15 protein-coding genes are annotated in these 17193 nt (G+C 37.7%); 7 read left to right on the forward strand and 8 right to left on the reverse strand.

Annotated features, from left to right (window positions below):
* Positions 1-140 precede the first annotated feature (140 nt).
* On the forward strand, positions 141-719 hold the full coding sequence (locus tag ZA06_RS10550) for an RNA polymerase sigma factor (RefSeq protein ID WP_053977431.1): 579 nt from the start codon (positions 141-143) through the stop codon (positions 717-719).
* A complete protein-coding gene (locus tag ZA06_RS10555; RefSeq protein WP_053977432.1) occupies positions 709-1119 on the forward strand; it encodes a hypothetical protein in 411 nt (136 codons plus the stop codon). Before ZA06_RS10550 ends, ZA06_RS10555 begins: the two co-directional genes overlap by 11 nt.
* On the opposite strand, the gene ZA06_RS10560 is transcribed toward ZA06_RS10555, so the two are convergent.
* From ZA06_RS10560 to htpG, 6 genes are all read right to left on the reverse strand, one after another.
* Positions 1120-1986: an alpha/beta hydrolase gene (locus tag ZA06_RS10560; RefSeq protein WP_053977433.1), complete on the reverse strand. Its 867-nt coding sequence runs from the start codon at positions 1984-1986 to the stop codon at positions 1120-1122.
* Between the two features lie 21 nt (positions 1987-2007).
* The gene (locus ZA06_RS10565) at positions 2008-3249 is read right to left on the reverse strand and encodes a DEAD/DEAH box helicase (protein WP_053977434.1); all 1242 of its coding nucleotides are present in this window, start codon (positions 3247-3249) and stop codon (positions 2008-2010) included.
* A gap of 137 nt (positions 3250-3386) precedes the next feature.
* The gene (locus ZA06_RS10570) at positions 3387-3761 is read right to left on the reverse strand and encodes a hypothetical protein (protein ID WP_053977435.1); all 375 of its coding nucleotides are present in this window, start codon (positions 3759-3761) and stop codon (positions 3387-3389) included.
* A gap of 87 nt (positions 3762-3848) precedes the next feature.
* Positions 3849-4850 carry a transglutaminase domain-containing protein gene (locus tag ZA06_RS10575; RefSeq protein ID WP_053977436.1) on the reverse strand — a complete coding sequence of 334 codons (1002 nt, stop codon included), beginning with the start codon at positions 4848-4850 and terminating at the stop codon, positions 3849-3851.
* Between the two features lie 15 nt (positions 4851-4865).
* Positions 4866-5546 carry a carboxypeptidase-like regulatory domain-containing protein gene (locus ZA06_RS10580; RefSeq protein ID WP_053977437.1) on the reverse strand — a complete coding sequence of 227 codons (681 nt, stop codon included), beginning with the start codon at positions 5544-5546 and terminating at the stop codon, positions 4866-4868.
* Positions 5547-5719: 173 nt separating this feature from the next.
* Positions 5720-7627 carry a molecular chaperone HtpG gene (gene htpG, locus ZA06_RS10585; protein ID WP_053977438.1) on the reverse strand — a complete coding sequence of 636 codons (1908 nt, stop codon included), beginning with the start codon at positions 7625-7627 and terminating at the stop codon, positions 5720-5722.
* A gap of 235 nt (positions 7628-7862) precedes the next feature.
* On the opposite strand from htpG, the gene ZA06_RS10590 reads away from it, so the two are divergent.
* Positions 7863-8873, forward strand: coding sequence for a 3-oxoacyl-ACP synthase III family protein (locus tag ZA06_RS10590; protein ID WP_053977439.1), 1011 nt, complete (start codon positions 7863-7865; stop codon positions 8871-8873).
* 644 nt (positions 8874-9517) lie between these two features.
* On the opposite strand, the gene ZA06_RS10595 is transcribed toward ZA06_RS10590, so the two are convergent.
* On the reverse strand, positions 9518-11902 hold the full coding sequence (locus ZA06_RS10595; RefSeq protein ID WP_053977440.1) for a TonB-dependent receptor domain-containing protein: 2385 nt from the start codon (positions 11900-11902) through the stop codon (positions 9518-9520).
* Between the two features lie 98 nt (positions 11903-12000).
* On the opposite strand from ZA06_RS10595, the gene ZA06_RS10600 reads away from it, so the two are divergent.
* Positions 12001-12363 (forward strand): CoA-binding protein, encoded by a 363-nt coding sequence (locus ZA06_RS10600; protein WP_053977441.1) that lies wholly within the window; start codon positions 12001-12003, stop codon positions 12361-12363.
* On the opposite strand, the gene ZA06_RS10605 is transcribed toward ZA06_RS10600, so the two are convergent.
* A complete protein-coding gene (locus tag ZA06_RS10605) occupies positions 12334-13782 on the reverse strand; it encodes a sodium:solute symporter (protein WP_053977442.1) in 1449 nt (482 codons plus the stop codon). The genes ZA06_RS10600 and ZA06_RS10605 overlap by 30 nt on opposite strands.
* Before the next feature lie 126 nt (positions 13783-13908).
* On the opposite strand from ZA06_RS10605, the gene recR reads away from it, so the two are divergent.
* The 3 genes from recR to ZA06_RS10620 all read left to right on the forward strand — a co-directional run bounded on the left by recR (position 13909) and on the right by ZA06_RS10620 (position 17067).
* Positions 13909-14526, forward strand: coding sequence for a recombination mediator RecR (gene recR / locus ZA06_RS10610; RefSeq protein WP_053977443.1), 618 nt, complete (start codon positions 13909-13911; stop codon positions 14524-14526).
* A 10-nt stretch (positions 14527-14536) separates the two neighbouring features.
* The gene (locus tag ZA06_RS10615; RefSeq protein ID WP_053977444.1) at positions 14537-15643 is read left to right on the forward strand and encodes a glycosyltransferase family 2 protein; all 1107 of its coding nucleotides are present in this window, start codon (positions 14537-14539) and stop codon (positions 15641-15643) included.
* Positions 15644-15723: 80 nt separating this feature from the next.
* Positions 15724-17067 (forward strand): dihydrolipoamide acetyltransferase family protein, encoded by a 1344-nt coding sequence (locus ZA06_RS10620; RefSeq protein WP_053977445.1) that lies wholly within the window; start codon positions 15724-15726, stop codon positions 17065-17067.
* Positions 17068-17193 lie beyond the last annotated feature (126 nt).

Consider the following 17193-nt stretch of genomic DNA (forward strand, 5'->3'; position numbering starts at 1 on the left):
TACTTGTTTTTTAATTGATTACTTTTAATATGTTTTTATCTTATGACGATACGTTTTCCATTGAGGTTACAAAAAGATGGAAAAAAAATTTATAGAAAAAGTTGTAACCTCAAATGTTATCGAGTCGTCCTATTTGTCACATGGCCATCGAAGAGCATATAATCATCAACCAAATTATTGAAGGGGACACTAGTGCATTTTCCACATTGGTAGACCGTTACAAGGATATGGTCTTTACTTTGGCGCTTAGAATGTTGAAAAATAGGGAAGAAGCAGAGGAAGTGGCTCAGGATACTTTTATAAAGGTGTATAAATCCTTGACGAAGTTTAAAGGAGATTCTAAATTGTCGACTTGGATTTATAAAGTGGCCTACAACAGTTGTTTGGACAGCATTAAAAAGAACAAAAAATATCAGGCAAATGTACCTGTAGATGACATCACAATGCCCCAAATAAAAACATTGGACAATGCTTTGGATGGTATTTTGGAATCGGAAAAATCTCAGCTTATCCAAGATTGTTTAAAGCAGCTTCCTAGTGAGGATAGTTTTTTGTTGACCTTGTTTTATTTTGAAGAACAGAGTTTGGAGGAAATCTCTAAAGTGGTTGGCATTACTCCCAATAATGTCAAAGTGAAATTATTTAGAAGCCGAAAAAAGTTGGCTTCCATATTAAAAGCACAATTAGAACCTGAAATGATAGCGCGTTATGAAAAGTGAACACGATAAAGAGTTAGAGCAATTGGTTGAAAAGTTCATGGAGAATTCTCAAACCGAATCACCGTCGTTTGAGTTTACTTCAAAAGTGATGCAGGAAATTAATCAGTTATCTGTGTCAAAAAGCATCGCCTACAAACCTTTGATATCAAAAACAGTGTGGTGGCTGCTTTCGGCTGGTTTATGCGCTTTGGTGCTTTATATTGCATTTATTGCACCTTCCCAGTCAAAAGGATTGGGATTAACTCTTCCTTTGGGAAATTTAAAAATCCCTAATTTGAATGTGTTTTCGGGAATTAAATTTTCACAGTCTACAATGTATGGAATGGCTATGTTGGCGCTAATGGTGATGGTACAAATCCCTTTATTAAAACATTATTTCAACAGCCGACTTAAAGTGTAATTATTCTTCCTTTTTAAAAATGGTTTGAAGGCCTTTGTAGGCGGCTAAATGTAAAATGTCTGCATGGTTTTGTTCTTCGAATAATTCAAAATTGGTGGTGATGGCGCTATTTTCGCTACCCTGTAAAAGAGTGAATAAGGCTTTGGCTTCACGTTTCATAACGTCATCTTCTTGTCCTCCTACCGCAATGAAAATATTCTTTGCTACTTTGTAATTAGCATGGATGATAGCTGGCTGTTTTTTCAAAATAGCTTCTTCATCCCACCAAAGACTTGGACTTACAATAAGATAATTATTGAAGAGATGAGGTTTGGTGAATAAAATTTCGGTAGCCAAAAGTCCTCCTAAGGATTGACCAATAATGGTCTTGGTTCTGGTGGTTCTGTAGCTTTTTTCAATGTAAGGCTGTAATTCCATCTCAATGAAATTGATGAATTTTTCAGAACCTCCTGCCGTTGGGAAATTTTGTGAATGGTCTGCTACACTAGGAGGAAACGTGAAATCGCGTTTTCTATCTATGTTGGCAATACCTACAACGATGGATTCAGGAACCATGTCGATCCATAAAAAAGAGGCAAACTGCACCAGTCCTGAAATATGGATAAAATCTTCATCCCTTGCTCCGTCCAAAAGGTAAATTACGGGGTAATCTTTATGTGTTGCCTTTGAATAGCTGTTAGGTAAATAGACGTTGATAACACGGTCTTCGTCCAAAACAGAAGAATACATGGTAACCTGATCTCCAATTTCGAAGGGTATGGTAACGGCCATTTCACTTGGCTGAGTGTCGTGATGCAACAAGTCAATTTGAGCAAAACCTTGTGTTGTAAATACGGAAATAATTAAAAATATACCGAAGTATTTCATTGTTTGATTGAGGATTAACTATTAATACCAGCGTTTCTTTTTCTTTTTGGAACCTTCTCCTTTTCTCCCTTTTTTATGCTTGCTGCCTGTTTTTTTTGAGCGATGAACCTCTGGCTTTGCTTTAGGATCTAAAGGATAGGGATGATCTTCCTCTACTGGTATTTGTACATTAATTAATTGTTGAATGGATTTAATATATGTTTTTTCGTCGGCGGAACAAAGGGAATAGGCGTGGCCAATATTACCAGCTCTACCTGTTCTTCCTATTCTGTGCACATAGGTTTCTGGCACATTTGGTAAATCAAAATTGATGACTGCATCCAGTTCATTAATGTCAATTCCACGTGCGGCAACATCTGTGGCGATTAAAATGTTTACATAGCCATTTTTGAACTTCTTCAAAGCTTCCTGTCTGTCATTTTGAGTCTTATCTCCGTGAAGGGTTTCAACTTTATAACCATTTTTGAGAAGGGTCTGCTCCAGTTTGTCCACACCAAATTTGGTACGTCTAAAAATTAGAATACTCCCTTTGATGGTGTTACGAAGCAAGTGCAAACAAAGTTCAATTTTATTGCGTTTAGGAACATAGTAAAGGACTTGGCTGATATCTTTCGCCGCGGACGAAGTAGGCGTTACTTCAATGCGTTGTGGTGATTTTAAAATGGTATTGGCCAACTGTTCCACCTTAAATGGCATGGTGGCCGAAAACAGCAAAATCTGTTTGTCCTCAGGACACAGGCGTTCTATTTTCTTCACGTCATCAATAAATCCCATGTCTAGCATTAAATCGGCTTCATCCAAAACCAAGGTCTCAACATAATCCAAATTAATGACGTCCTGTTTATGAAGGTCCAGTAAGCGCCCAGGGGTTGCAATTAAAATATCCACACCTTTGTTGAGCACATCAATTTGTGGTTCGATGCCCGTACCTCCGTAAATTACGGTAGATCTAAGATTGGTGTACGTGCTGTAAGTTTTAAAGTTTTCACCAATTTGAATGGCTAATTCCCTTGTAGGACTTACAATCAAAGCTCTTATTTTTTTGCCTTTTTTAGGCGCATCCTGCTTGTCAAACAACAGTTGCAGTATGGGAAGTGCAAACGCCGCTGTTTTTCCGGTTCCCGTTTGTGCAGAGGCTATTAGGTCGTTTCCTTCCAATACAACAGGAATGGTTTTTTCCTGAATAAGGGTAGGATCGTTATAACCAGCTTCGGCGATGGCTCTTAAAAGGGGTTTGTTGAGATTTAAGTCTTTAAATGACATAAGGTTTTATTTACAGCAAATATAGGGCAAAAGTTAGAGCTTAGCCCTGTTTTGTGAATGGATTAACGAATGAAATATGCCATGGATGAACGAGATGTTTTAAGGGAGATACATGGGGCTATGTATCTGCAATCAGTTTAATCCGATTTTTTATTAAAGTGGGGAGAGATGTCTTTATCTACGGCGGTTACAAAGTATTTGGTGTCGCCCCAAAATGCTAAGGTTGTGTAGCGTTCAATATAAGTTACCTTCACATAATTGCCCTGAAGTTCATTGAGTTTCTGAATGACATCCTTGTCCTTGTCCAGAACAGAAAACTTAAATATTTCTGCGCCACTAATCCCTTGGCTGATTTCTCCTTCCCAAGTTTTAAAAACAACACCTTTGTTGCTCACTTTAATGAGTTCTCCAGATCGGGTGCCTTCACTATAGGGCACATAATATACAAAGGCAAAGTAGGCTGCCAAAAGCAGCACTAAACTGATGATGAAAATGGTTAGAATTTTTTTCATATTGGAAAAGATAAAGACTTACGTAAGATTAAAAATACTAGTTTTTTTGTTGATATACAATTTCTTACGTTTGGCTATTGCAGGTTTTTACCTTGTGACTTCAATAGTGTAAGTCGCCACAATGTCCTTTCCGATTTTTAGATGAGCGTCATAAATTCCTTTGTGGTTAAAGTTGGTTTTAAAGGAAATGTACCCGTTTTGGTTTTTAAGGTCGTAAATTTTTAAAGTCTGTTCCTGTGAGCTGGTAAAATAGACCAGTGAAATATTGTTGTTTGTAATTTCCTTGGGGCTTTTAAAGCTGAAGTTGAGGTCTTCCTCTTTTTTTATGGACGTATTTAAATTACTCGGAGTTACCGATTGTATTTGGTGCTGAAATGTTTCTCCATAAACTATAGGAGAAGAGGTGAAATCTTCTCGAGATACGGTGTCTGTCAATACCCATTGTTGGTCAACAGGAAAGTGGTTTTTTGCAAACAAAATCGGGTCGGTTAAAAAGTACCCATCGTTATAATCTTTTACAAAAGTATAGCCCATCGTGTAGCCACTGGACCAAGTGGCATCACACAAATACCATTTGCCGTTTAGGTTTACAGCATTCCAAGAATGGTTGGTCATTTCCAGTTCCTCAACATTGGAGTTAACAGTCCTGCCATAACCGTCAATAATTTTACATTCAATATTTGCCAAAAAACAAAGTTCCTTAATTAAATAGGCATAACCAGTACACATGGTTTTTTTGTGCTTCAATAACTTTTTAAAGGCAATTTTTTTGTACTCTTCATTCCACATGGAATAAGCTGCGCTATCACCATGCATTTTTTTGCGCTTTCTGTCAACTTTGGTGTGTTGATTGCTGTCTCCATTGATATTGTGGCATACCCAAAAGTAAATAGCTCTAAATTTTTCAACGTCGGTGGAAAGATTTGCAGTAAGTTGATGGGCAAGCAAGCCAAGGTTTTTCAAATCTGCTCCTTGTTGAAGTTTAGCCGTATTATCTGCCTTTGTGAAATCGATATGGGCAAAATCCGATAGTTGAGCTTTAGAGCTATTTATATAGAAAATTGAAATTAAAAGAACTAGGTGTTTCATATAAAGCAGATTGGGCTAACGTCTTTTTGATTTATAAGCTTTTTTTACGGCCACTTTGCCTAAAATCATGCATTCAGTCATTGACATGTTTACTTTTAAGGTTACGTTAGAAGTTGTTTGGTCATCGGTAATTACCAACTTCTGCGATTCCATGCCCACATAACTGAACACTAAAACATCTCCTTTTTTTAGTTTGATGGGGAATTCAAAATTGCCATCAAAATCTGTGCTAATGCCTATAGAGGTGCCTTGCAATACCACATTCACTCCTGGTAATGGCGCTTCATTGTCAGACACAGTTCCCTTTACTACAAAAGTCTTTTGAAACGACGAATCCTGGATTTTGGAAGGAGGGTTTTTCGAAGTTGTAGTTCTTGGCTGAATGGTTTGTGACTGTGCAGAGTTGAGTGCAAATAAGGATAAAAAGACAAAGGCCAATCCATTTAAAAGGTGAGATGTTCTTTTGATTGGGATTGTAGGTTGGTGGGCCGTCAATTGCGAGCTTTTGAATCTGCCACAAACGTTTTGGGTTGTATTGTTTTTGAAATAATCTGTGATTTCTTGGGAGTCCATTCTAGTGAAATCTACCACCTCTGTTTTGCAGGACTTGCAAAATCCGCCGTTGCAGGTAGGAGAAAATTCATTGTAGTTTTCTTGACAGGGATTTTCAATGCTTAAGTTGAATTGCTTGTTCATGATGTTAGATTTAAAAGTTAATACTTCAAACCTACTAGGCAATCCATGATTTTAAAAAGAGAACTTAGTAAATGGGACTGTTTATTGAGTAAACGGTGTTTTTTGAAAAGGGTATAAAAACAAAAACCTCCCTGTAAGTGCAGGAAGGTTTTGCAAATATTATATAATTACTATTATTTGATCATTTGGTAGCTTCGTTTGATGAAGTTAGTAAGTTCTTCACCTTTTAGAAGTCCTTGTGACAATCTTGCCAAATCCAAGCTTTGGTTGATCAAACGCTCTTGTTCATCTTTAGCTTCGGTATCCAAAATTTGGCCTACCAATTCAGAGTTGGTATTTACCACCAAATTGTACATTTCTGGCATATTGCCCATTCCAAACATACCGCCACCAGTAGCTTGCATCTCTTTCATACGGCGCATGAACTCTGGTTGTGTAATCATGAATGGAGCAGCATCACTATCCATAGCTTCCAATTGCACCATGAATTTTTCTGCTGGAATCGTTTCTTTCAACAAGGTGTCTAAAGCAGTTTTTTGCTCTTCAGAAAGTTTAGAGATTTTTGTGTCTTCTTTCTTGATCAAGTTGTCAATATGGTCTGCATCTACACGTGAGAATGAAATGTTCTCTTTAGAGGTTTCCAACTTTTGCATCAAGTGGCTCACGATTGGAGAATCCAATAACAATACCTCGTAACCTTTGGCTTTGGCGCTTTCAATATAACTGTGTTGCTCGTCTTTGTTGGAAGCATAAAGAATCACTGTTTTATTGTCCTTATCCGTTTGGTTGTCCTTGATTTTATCAATCAATTCTTGGTAAGTGTAGTAAGTGCCATCCACGGTTGGGTACAAAGCAAAAGCTTCTGCTTTTTCAAAGAATTTTTCCTCAGAAAGCATTCCGTACTCAATCACAATCTTGATATCATCCCATTTTTTCTCAAAGTCTTCACGGTTGTTGTTGAACAATGATTTCAACTTATCAGCCACCTTACGGGTGATGTATGATGAAATCTTTTTCACCGCACCGTCTGCCTGTAAATAACTACGTGACACGTTCAATGGAATGTCTGGAGAATCGATAACCCCTTTCAACATCGTTAAGAATTCAGGAACAATTCCTTCTACATTGTCCGTAACAAACACTTGGTTTTGGTACAATTGGATTTTATCCTTTTGAATACTTAAATCGTTGGTCATTTTAGGGAAATACAAAATCCCAGTTAGGTTGAACGGATAGTCAACATTTAAATGGATATGGAATAAAGGCTCCTCAAATTGCATTGGATACAATTCTCTGTAGAAGTCTTTATAATCCTGGTCTTCCAAATCGGTTGGCTGCTTGGTCCAAGCTGGATTTGGATTGTTGATGATGTTGTCTACAGTAATTTGTTTGTGAGGCTCTGTAGTTTCCTTGCCGTCTTTATCGGTAGTTGTTTTAGGCGTGAAATCTGGATCGTTTACTTCCTTGGTTCCAAACTTAATTGGAATAGGCATAAACTTGTTGTATTTCAACAATAACTCTCTAATTCTGGATTCTTCCAAGAATTCGGTTGAATCGTCTGCAATATGAAGAATGATTTCTGTACCTCTTTCCGTTTTGTCATGAGGCTCCATTGTAAATTGAGGCGATCCGTCACAAGTCCAATGAGCAGCAGGCTCATCTTTAAATGATTTTGTGATGATCTCAACTTTCTCGGCTACCATAAAGGCAGAGTAGAACCCAAGACCGAAATGCCCAATGATTCCAGAGTCTTTTGCTGAATCTTTGTATTTGTCCAAAAACTCTTCGGCACCAGAAAAAGCCACTTCGTTAATGTACTTTTCAACCTCTTCGGCTGTCATACCAAGACCTTGATCTATAATGTGAAGTTTCTTGGCATCTTTATCAATTTTTACTTCAATTTGTGGGTTGCCATATTCAACTTTCGCTTCACCAATATTGGTAAGATGTTTAAGTTTTAGGGTAGCGTCCGTCGCATTACTGATTAACTCGCGTAAAAAGATTTCGTGATCGCTGTATAAGAATTTTTTGATCAACGGAAAGATGTTTTCAACCGAAACATTAATATTTCCTTTTGCCATGATATCTAAATTTTATGTTTTTACAATTTTCTTGGAACAGGACAAAAAAAGTACCAAGACCAAAAAGATGACAAACTGACATTGTTAATAGGAAATAATGCCTATGTGCGGAAGAAATCTTTTAGGGGTTTAGTTTAATAAAGATGGAATAATGATTAAATTTACACCTTGTTTTTTGTCATTTATTCAAAAATGGCAGTGAAGCAGTTCGATTTGATTAAAATAATAAGGATTTATGTACAATTCAAAAATAGTTGGTTTAGGTTATTATGTGCCCGATAATGTGGTGACTAATGACGATTTATCCGAAATGATGGATACCAACGACGCCTGGATTCAAGAGCGTACAGGTATTAAGGAACGTCGTTGGGTTGAAGACAAAACAGGAGATACCACCTCCACAATGGGTGTTAAAGCGGCTGAAATAGCCATAGAACGTGCCGGAATAGATAAAAACGATATCGATTTTATTGTATTTGCCACATTGAGCCCAGATTACTATTTTCCTGGACCTGGGGTTGCCGTTCAAAAAGCTTTGGGCATTAAAACTGTGGGGGCCTTGGATATTAGAAACCAATGTTCGGGATTTGTATATGGAATTTCCATTGCCGATCAATATATCAAAACAGGGATGTATAAAAACGTTTTGGTGATTGGTAGTGAGGTGCATTCAAGAGGTTTGGATAAAACCACTAGGGGAAGAGGCGTTTCTGTAATTTTTGGAGATGGAGCTGGAGCTGCCGTATTGAGTAGAGAAGAAGATCCAACAAAAGGAATATTGTCCACCCATTTACATTCTGAAGGGGAGCATGCTGAAGAATTGAGCTTGATTGCCCCAGGGATGGGAAAACGTTGGGTAAGCGACATTTTAAGGGACAACGATCCGGACGATGTTAGTTATATGCCACATATGAACGGGCAGTTTGTATTCAAAAATGCCGTAGTTCGTTTTAGTGAAGTGATTATGGAGGGATTGATGAAGAATAACCTGCAGGTTTCCGATATTGATATGTTGATTCCACATCAGGCCAATTTGAGGATTTCACAGTTCATCCAGAATAAATTTAAGTTGAATGACGACCAGGTGTTCAACAACATTCAAAGTTACGGAAACACGACAGCAGCTTCCATTCCTATTGCTTTAACCGAAGCTTGGGAACAAAACAAAATTAAGGAAGGTGATTTAGTCGTGTTGGCCGCTTTTGGAAGTGGCTTTACTTGGGGAAGTGTGGTTATTAAATGGTAATCACTTTTCAATAACATTAATGACCATTCATAAAATAAAAAGCCCGTGATTGAGAATCACGGGCTTTTCAGCTATTAACCAACCTTACTAACACTAAAACTATAAAAATACTTCTGTTGATTAACTTTAAAACTTATCACTACACTATAGACGTTGAAATTTCAATTTTATTTCATTAATTAACACTTTTAACGTTAATTAACATTTAAGCTAAAACCCAGGGCCTAAGCACCTGGGTTTTTAAAATCCAACATTTACCAAATCAACGAATTGTAATTGATGAAGGCTAATTCAAATTAATTAAAATCAGTTGAGGAGCTGTGTATAAAAAAGACGGTTTTGAAAATGGTTTGTTACAGTTTTTGGAAGAAAAAAAGACCCCAAAAAATTGAGGTCTTCGAGGTTGATTATTCCTTGGGTTTTTCAATTGATGAAGGCTAATTCAAATCAATTTAAACATGCAGAAGTAATCGATTACAAAGATACCCTTGGATTTGGAGAAAATTAACACATTCTTAAAATAATAACATTATTTTAACAATAGCGAAAACCCGAGGCCTAAGACCTCGGGTTTTCTTATTTAGTAACCAAACATTAACACTAACCATCAACTATTGTATGGGTTACTAAATATGTCATTTTTGTTACATGAATCCACCGCTACCTTGGGTTTCATTATTGTCTCTTTGTTTTCTATTTAAAGCTTTGTATTTACCTCCTCCAAAACGATAAGTAAGGCCTATACGCCATTGGTTACTTTCCCAGTTAAATTCACCTTCGCTAGGGAAAGGTCTGTCGCGTTCAAAAGCAAATTTCATGGTGTTGAAAATGTCATTGTAGCTAAAGCTGAAGGTAGCTCTGTCATCTTCCAAGAAGCTATAACGTAATCCTGTATTTACCATCACCATAGGTTTTCTTTTGTGCTGAAGGTTTTCATCTTGTCCGCGGTACGTTCCAAAAAGCGAAAAGCTCAAGCTTTTAGTCGCTTTAAAGTTGTTGTTCATACGTAAATTGAAGGTGGAATTTTTGATTTCCAGATTTTCCTGCTCCACCACACCTCTTACGGTCTTAAAATAATATTCGACACTGGCATTAAAATTCCACCATTTAGTTGGTCTGTAATTACTGGAAGCTTCAAAACCAAAAGCATTATTGCGGTCAAAATTGTCATAGGTTAATATCACACGATCTCCTGCAGGGTCTTCCGGGTCCATAAATACAGAACGATTGATTTCATCGTTGATAATTCTGTAGAAAGTCCCCGCAGTAATATTACCGCCTTTCACATTTTTGGTAAGATTCAATTCTAAGGAATTGGTAAACTGTTGTCTCAGTTCCGGGTTTCCAATAGAGGTTACCCTAGGCGAACTCCATTCCCTGATCGGGTTGATTTGTCCTAGTCCAGGTCTGTCCACACGTCTGCTATAGCTTAATTGTAAAGATGTTTTTTCTGAAGTGTTATAGGTTAAAAATGCAGAAGGATAAATGCTGAATTGCTCGTCATTGAAAGTTGAGGTTTCTTGCGTAACTTGTTCAAAAATGGCTTCCACTTCATATTGCTCAATCCTTGCACCTACTTGATAGGACCACTTGTCAAAAGTTTGCCCATAAGTAGTGTAGAAGGAATAAATGCTTCGGTTGTATTCGTAATCAGAATCGTAAAGATTGGCATTGGTGGTGTTGTAAAAATTATCGGCATTGTTGGCTCTATATTCTGCACCAATTTCCAACTTAGAGGTTTCCGAAAGTGGATTCACATAATCCAAATTGATCAAAGTATTATCGCGTTTGTTGTTTACAAGGTCTCGGTAAGAACTATTGTCTGTAAAAGAGAAGTCGGCAATTTCATCACTGTCAAAAGTGCTGTAATCTACTTCCAAACTAATGTTGTGACCTTCTTTTTTAAAATCGTGCTTAAAGGCTGCATTATATGAGGAAGTGGTGTTTTCATTTTCATTGTCTAAATACTGACGGAAATTTGGATTGTCATTCAGAAGATAAATAATGTCTGTACTGTTACTTCTCTTTCCGTCGTAAAGGTTTTGATTGGTATACACCGAAAACACATTGTTGTCATTTATGTAATAGTCAATCCCAAGTTTATACAGATGAGATTTGTTGTTGTTCCAGTTCTTGAAAATTTGTTCGGTATTGTCATCAAATCGGTCTATTTTTCCACCGCCGGTACTCTTACCAATGTTGTTTCCATAGTTGCCATAGAAGTTAAGTTTACCGTTTCGGTAGTTCATGTCTATAGAACTATTAAAGTTTGGACTGATTTCTTTAGCAAAGCCAACGTTGAGGTTTCCGTTGAATCCCACATTGGCATTTTTGTGTAGTATGATATTGATGATACCACTCATTCCTTCAGGGTTATATTTTGCCGAAGGATTGGTGATCAATTCCACACTTTTAATGGATGTGGAAGGAATTTGCTTGAGCAATTGTGCCGCCGGAACGTTGGTAGGTTTCCCGTCCAACAGAACACGTACATTTTCATTGCCTCGAAGGCTAATGTCTCCACTTTGACTGTCTACGGTAACTGAGGGAAGGTTGTTCATGATTTCAGAAGCAGACGCTCCTGTGGTGGTAAGGTCTTTTCCTATGGTAATGACTTTTCTGTCTACCTTTTGTTGCACAGAAGACACTTCGGCTACCACGGTAACTTCATCCAAGCTGGCAATGTCTTCTTCCAGTAAAATGTTTCCTAAGTCTATTTTATGCTTACCATTGCCAATAACCAATGGTTTTGATACGGTTTTGTAACCCATATATTGAATGTTGATTACATTTTTTCCTTCTGGAATGTGTTTGATTTCGAAGTAACCTTGGTCATCGGTAATTCCGCCAGTAATGGTTTCTCCTGCTTCGTTTTTAATAATTATATTTACGTAGGGTAATGCTTGGTTCAGGTTGGCATCTATCACTGTTCCTGTAACCGAACCGTCCCTTGGTGCGCTTTCTGAATCGGTTTTTGCGTATAGCGTTGACAATGATAGAAATGCAATAAAAAGTAAAATGTGTTTCATCAAAAAATATGTAAGTTAGCGTGATAATGTTTGGAGGATAGACGTCCCCAAAAGTGATGTGTTACTTAATTTAACACACCTTAACACCTTTTTAACAGATGAACAAAAAGACCCTAGTTTTTGGAGCTTCCTTGAATCCTTCCCGATATTCCAATTTTGCCATAGGAAGATTGTTGGCTCACGGCCATGAAGTAGTAGCCTATGGAATTAAAAAGGGAAGCGTTGCTGGTGTTGATATTGATGATGAATTGTTGAATTATGATCATGTTGATACCGTGACATTATACCTCAATCCGCCACGGCAAACCGCGTATTATGACTATCTGGTGTCCTTAAGTCCAAAACGTATTATTTTTAATCCAGGGACAGAGAACCCTGAGTTTTACAAAATTTTGGAGGCTAATGCTATCGCTTATGAGGTGGCTTGCACTTTAGTTTTGCTTTCTACGAATCAGTATTAATCCTAGAAATGTGAAAAGACCATTGATTATTAAAATTTCAAAACCTATTTGGTAACCACCTAACAGCTCTTCAGAATAGGTGTTTAATAGGTAAGAAACTATTGGAGAAACTATGGCTACAATCCAAACTAATTTGTCTTTGATTTGGAATTTGGTATAGATTCCAAAAGCAAACAATCCTAGAAGTGGGCCATAAGTATAGCCTGCTGCGGTAAACAATTCCCAAATTACAGAAACATCCGTAAAGAGAACATCAAAGATGAGGATGACAATTATAAGTACGATACTGGTCCCTATATGCACTCTTTTTCTGGTCTTTTTTTGTTGTTCCTGCGGTTTTTTGTCCAATTCAATAATGTCAATACAGAAGGAAGTAGTCAAAGCTGTCAAGGCAGAATCTGCACTGGAGTAGGCGGCTGCAATAAGTCCCAATAAAAAGAAGGCAGAAGTCATGATGCCTATTTCTGGAAGCATGGCAATGGTAGGGAACAAATCGTCCTTTTTTGCTGTAATACCATATTGTTGGGCATACTGAGTCAATAAAAGCCCTAAAACCAGAAATAGAATGTTTACAAAAATCAATACAATACTAAAGGAAATCATGTTTTTTTGAGCTTCCTTTAGGTTTTTACAGGTTAGGTTTTTCTGCATCATATCTTGGTCCAATCCCGTCATGGTGATGGTAATGAACATTCCCGCCAAAAAGCTCTTAAAAAAGTATTGAGGATCATTAATGTTTTCAAAGAAAAACGTCTTGCTCAAGGAGCTTTCGCTTACGGTTGTATACACATCAGTAAAACTGTGAAGATCTAAGGCAGAAGCTAAAAAAGTAATGGTCACCACTACGGAAACCAACATGAAAAAGGTCTGTAGTGTATCCGTAAATATGATGGTTTTAATGCCGCCTTTAAAAGTGTATAGCCAAATTAGGGCTATGGTAATTACCACGGTAACGGCGAAAGGAATGCCGAATTCATTAAAAATAAGTAACTGAAGCACTTTGGCTACCAAAAACAATCTAAAGGCAGCACCAACCGTCCTGGAAACCAAAAAAGCCACCGAACCTGTTTTGTAGCTTATAATTCCAAAGCGGGTTTTTAAATAGGTGTAAATGGAGGTGAGGTTCAGTTTGTAATAAATAGGTAATAGAATATAAGCAATGGCCAAATAGCCCAAAAAGTAGCCGAACACGACCTGTAAATACCCAAATTGTTTGGTTTCTACCGCTCCTGGAACAGAGATGAACGTGACCCCAGATAGAGAAGCACCAATCATTCCAAAAGCCACCAAATACCATGGCGCCGATTTATTCGCTTTAAAAAAGGCTTCGTTGCTGTCTTCCTTTCCAGTGAAAAATGAAATAAGGATTAATACTACAAAATAACCTAGAATTAAAAGCGCAATGGTAACCGGGGTCATAGGTGAGAATTTAGGATGATTTTAAAAATCAGAATGTTACTTTTCAATTGTTATGGTAGACAATAATAAGTAATTTAATAAGAACCCCATAATTAAATAGTCCGTAAATTATAGTAAATTCGCAGCATGGAATTTTCTTCAAAACTTCTGGAAAAAGCAGTTAATGAAATGTCCCAGTTGCCTGGGGTTGGCAAGCGTACGGCCTTAAGATTGGTCCTGCATTTGTTAGGGCAACCGCAGGAACGCACCCAATTGCTTTCGGAAGCACTGAGCACCATGCGCAACGAAATTAAATTTTGTAAAAGTTGCCATAATATTAGCGATACAGAACTTTGTGAAATTTGTTCCAACCCAAATAGAATGGAAGATGTTGTTTGCGTGGTGGAAGATATTAGGGATGTCATGGCTATAGAAAATACCAGCTCGTTTAAAGGTTTGTATCATGTGCTGGGAGGCAAGATTTCTCCCATGGATGGTGTAGGTCCAAACGATCTTAATATTGAATCGCTTGTAGAAAAAGTAAAGGAGGGCAAAATAAAGGAACTTATTTTTGCGTTAGGCTCTACGATGGAAGGAGACACAACCAACTTTTATATTTACAAACAAATTCAGGACTTCAATATTGTAACCTCTACCATTGCCCGAGGCATCTCGGTTGGTAATGAACTCGAGTATACCGATGAGATTACCTTAGGAAGAAGTATCATCAACAGAATTCCTTTTGAGGTGTCCTTAAAGTCCTAGTCTCTTTTTAGTGAAATTATCCGTTGTCATATTAAATTATAACGTCCGTTATTTTTTGGAGCTTTGCCTAAGAAGTGTCGTTGAAGCTACTAAAGGCATCGAGTCGGAAATTATTGTTGTTGACAATCATTCTGCCGATGACAGTTGTGAAATGGTCAAGGCACTGTTTCCCGAAGTTATTTTAATAGAAAATAAGGATAACGTCGGTTTTTCCAAAGGAAACAATCAGGCGGTTCGTAGTGCGAAAGGGGAATATCTCTGCATTTTAAATCCAGATACTGTATTGCCAGAAGATGTTTTTGTACAATTGTTGGCTTTTGCAGATGCAAGGGAAAATGTCGGGATTGTAGGCTGTAGATTGGTGGACGGTACAGGCCATTTTCTTCCCGAAAGTAAACGCAACATTCCAACCCCATATGTCTCTTTAAAAAAGGTGACAGGATTTACAAAGGAATACTATGCTAATCAATTGGGCGAACATGAGATAGGCAAAATTCCGGTATTTGTTGGGGCTTTTATGTTGATTAAAAGAGCAGTTTATAATGAAGTGCAAGGTTTTGATGAGGACTATTTTATGTATGGTGAAGATGTGGATTTGTCCTACAAAGTCCTTGAAGCAGGCTATAATAACTACTATAAAGGTACCATCACAGCAATTCATTATAAAGGTGAAAGCACCTTAAAAGATGCCGTTTACGCCCGCCGATTTTACGGGGCCATGCAAATTTTCTACAAGAAACATTTTAAAAAGAACATCCTATTCAACCTAGCCGTTTGGTTGGGAATCCGGATGGCTTATGTGGCCAGTAGAGAACCTAAACCAGCCAATCCAAAGGTAAATCATTACATATTGGTTTCTGATAAAATGGCAGAAGGCTTGGAGAAAGCACTGGCCAAAAAAGTTTCCGTCGTTGATGAGATACAGCAAGTGAAACCGCACACTGAAATAATATTTGACGCTAACCTATTGAGTTTTAAAAAAATCATTCAGTATATGTGCGACAATCAAATAAATAGAAACGCAAAATTTAAAATTCTTTCAAAAAACTCTACCTTTATCCTCGGAAGTAACAGCTCAAAAAACAGAGGAAAAGTGATTTTGTTAGAACAGAATTAATTGAAAAAATCTTAAAGAACACATTGATTTTTTATTAATTTTGCAGACGAAAAATAAAAACAGATCTTTTCATTATAGATATGGCAAAATTTGAATTAAAGCTCCCTAAGATGGGGGAAAGTGTTGCGGAAGCAACAATAACATCATGGCTAAAAGAGGTAGGAGATACTATCGAGATGGATGAAGCGGTTTTGGAAATTGCTACAGACAAGGTAGATAGTGAAGTGCCTAGTGAGGTTGATGGCGTTTTGGTTGAAAAGCTATTCAATGTAGATGATGTAGTTCAAGTAGGGCAAACAATAGCTATTATTGAGACGGATGCCGATGTTGCAGATACTCAAGCTGCACCACAGGCAGAACCGGTGAAGGAGGAAGTTGAAGCAGAACCAGCTGCTGTGGCCCAAGTAGCAGAAACGGTACAGGCTGCACAAGAAGCTGTAGCGCCTGTAGTATCTACAGAAGGTAGATTTTATTCGCCATTGGTGAGAAACATTGCCAAAGAAGAAGGTATCAGCCAAGCTGAACTTGATAAAATCTCAGGAACAGGAAAAGAAGGTCGTGTGACCAAAAATGATATTTTAGCCTACCTTGAAAACAGAGGTAGCCAACCAGTTCAGGATGCGGTAGCGACACCACAACCAGCTAAAGTTGACGTTCCTCAAGTTAATGGAACCCAGCAAGCCAAGCCTGCAGCAGCTCCTGTTGTGGCTAGTGGTGAAGACGAGATCATCGAAATGAGCCGTATGGGGAAATTGATTGCACACCATATGGTGGAATCGGTACAGACTTCCGCTCACGTACAAAGTTTTATAGAAGCCGATGTTACCAATATCTGGAACTGGCGTAAAAAAGTTAAAGACGGATTCGCAAAACGAGAAGGTGAAAACTTGACCTTTACTCCAATCTTTATGGAAGCTATAGCCAAGGCGCTTAAAGATTTCCCTATGATGAACATTTCGGTTCAAGGAGATAAAATCATCAAGAAAAAGCATATCAATTTAGGGATGGCGGCGGCCTTGCCAGATGGTAACCTAATTGTACCAGTAATCAAGGATGCCGATCAGTTGAACTTGGTTGGAATGACCAAAAAGGTAAACGACTTGGCTAATAGAGCTAGAGTTAATAAACTGAAACCAGATGAAATCCAAGGAGGAACTTACACAGTGACCAATGTGGGAACATTTGGTAGCATTATGGGAACACCAATTATCAATCAGCCGCAAGTAGGGATTTTGGCCTTAGGTGCTATTAGAAAAGTGCCTGCGGTAGTAGAAACTCCAGAAGGTGATTTCATTGGAATTCGTTACAGAATGTTCTTGTCACATTCATATGACCATAGAGTAGTGAATGGTGCACTGGGAGGACAATTTGTAAAAGCTGTTAAAGATTATTTAGAAGCTTGGGATGTAAATAGAGATATTTAATCCTTAAAGCCTATAATATATAAAGCCTTAACTTTTCAGTTAAGGCTTTTTTTGTGCTCTAATTCTACGTAAAAATGCATCGTCCTGCAAGGATACTTATATGACATATATCATAATTCTTGCAAG

This window comes from Mangrovimonas xylaniphaga (assembly GCF_001280435.1).
Taxonomy (GTDB): Bacteria; Bacteroidota; Bacteroidia; order Flavobacteriales; family Flavobacteriaceae; genus Mangrovimonas_A; species Mangrovimonas_A xylaniphaga.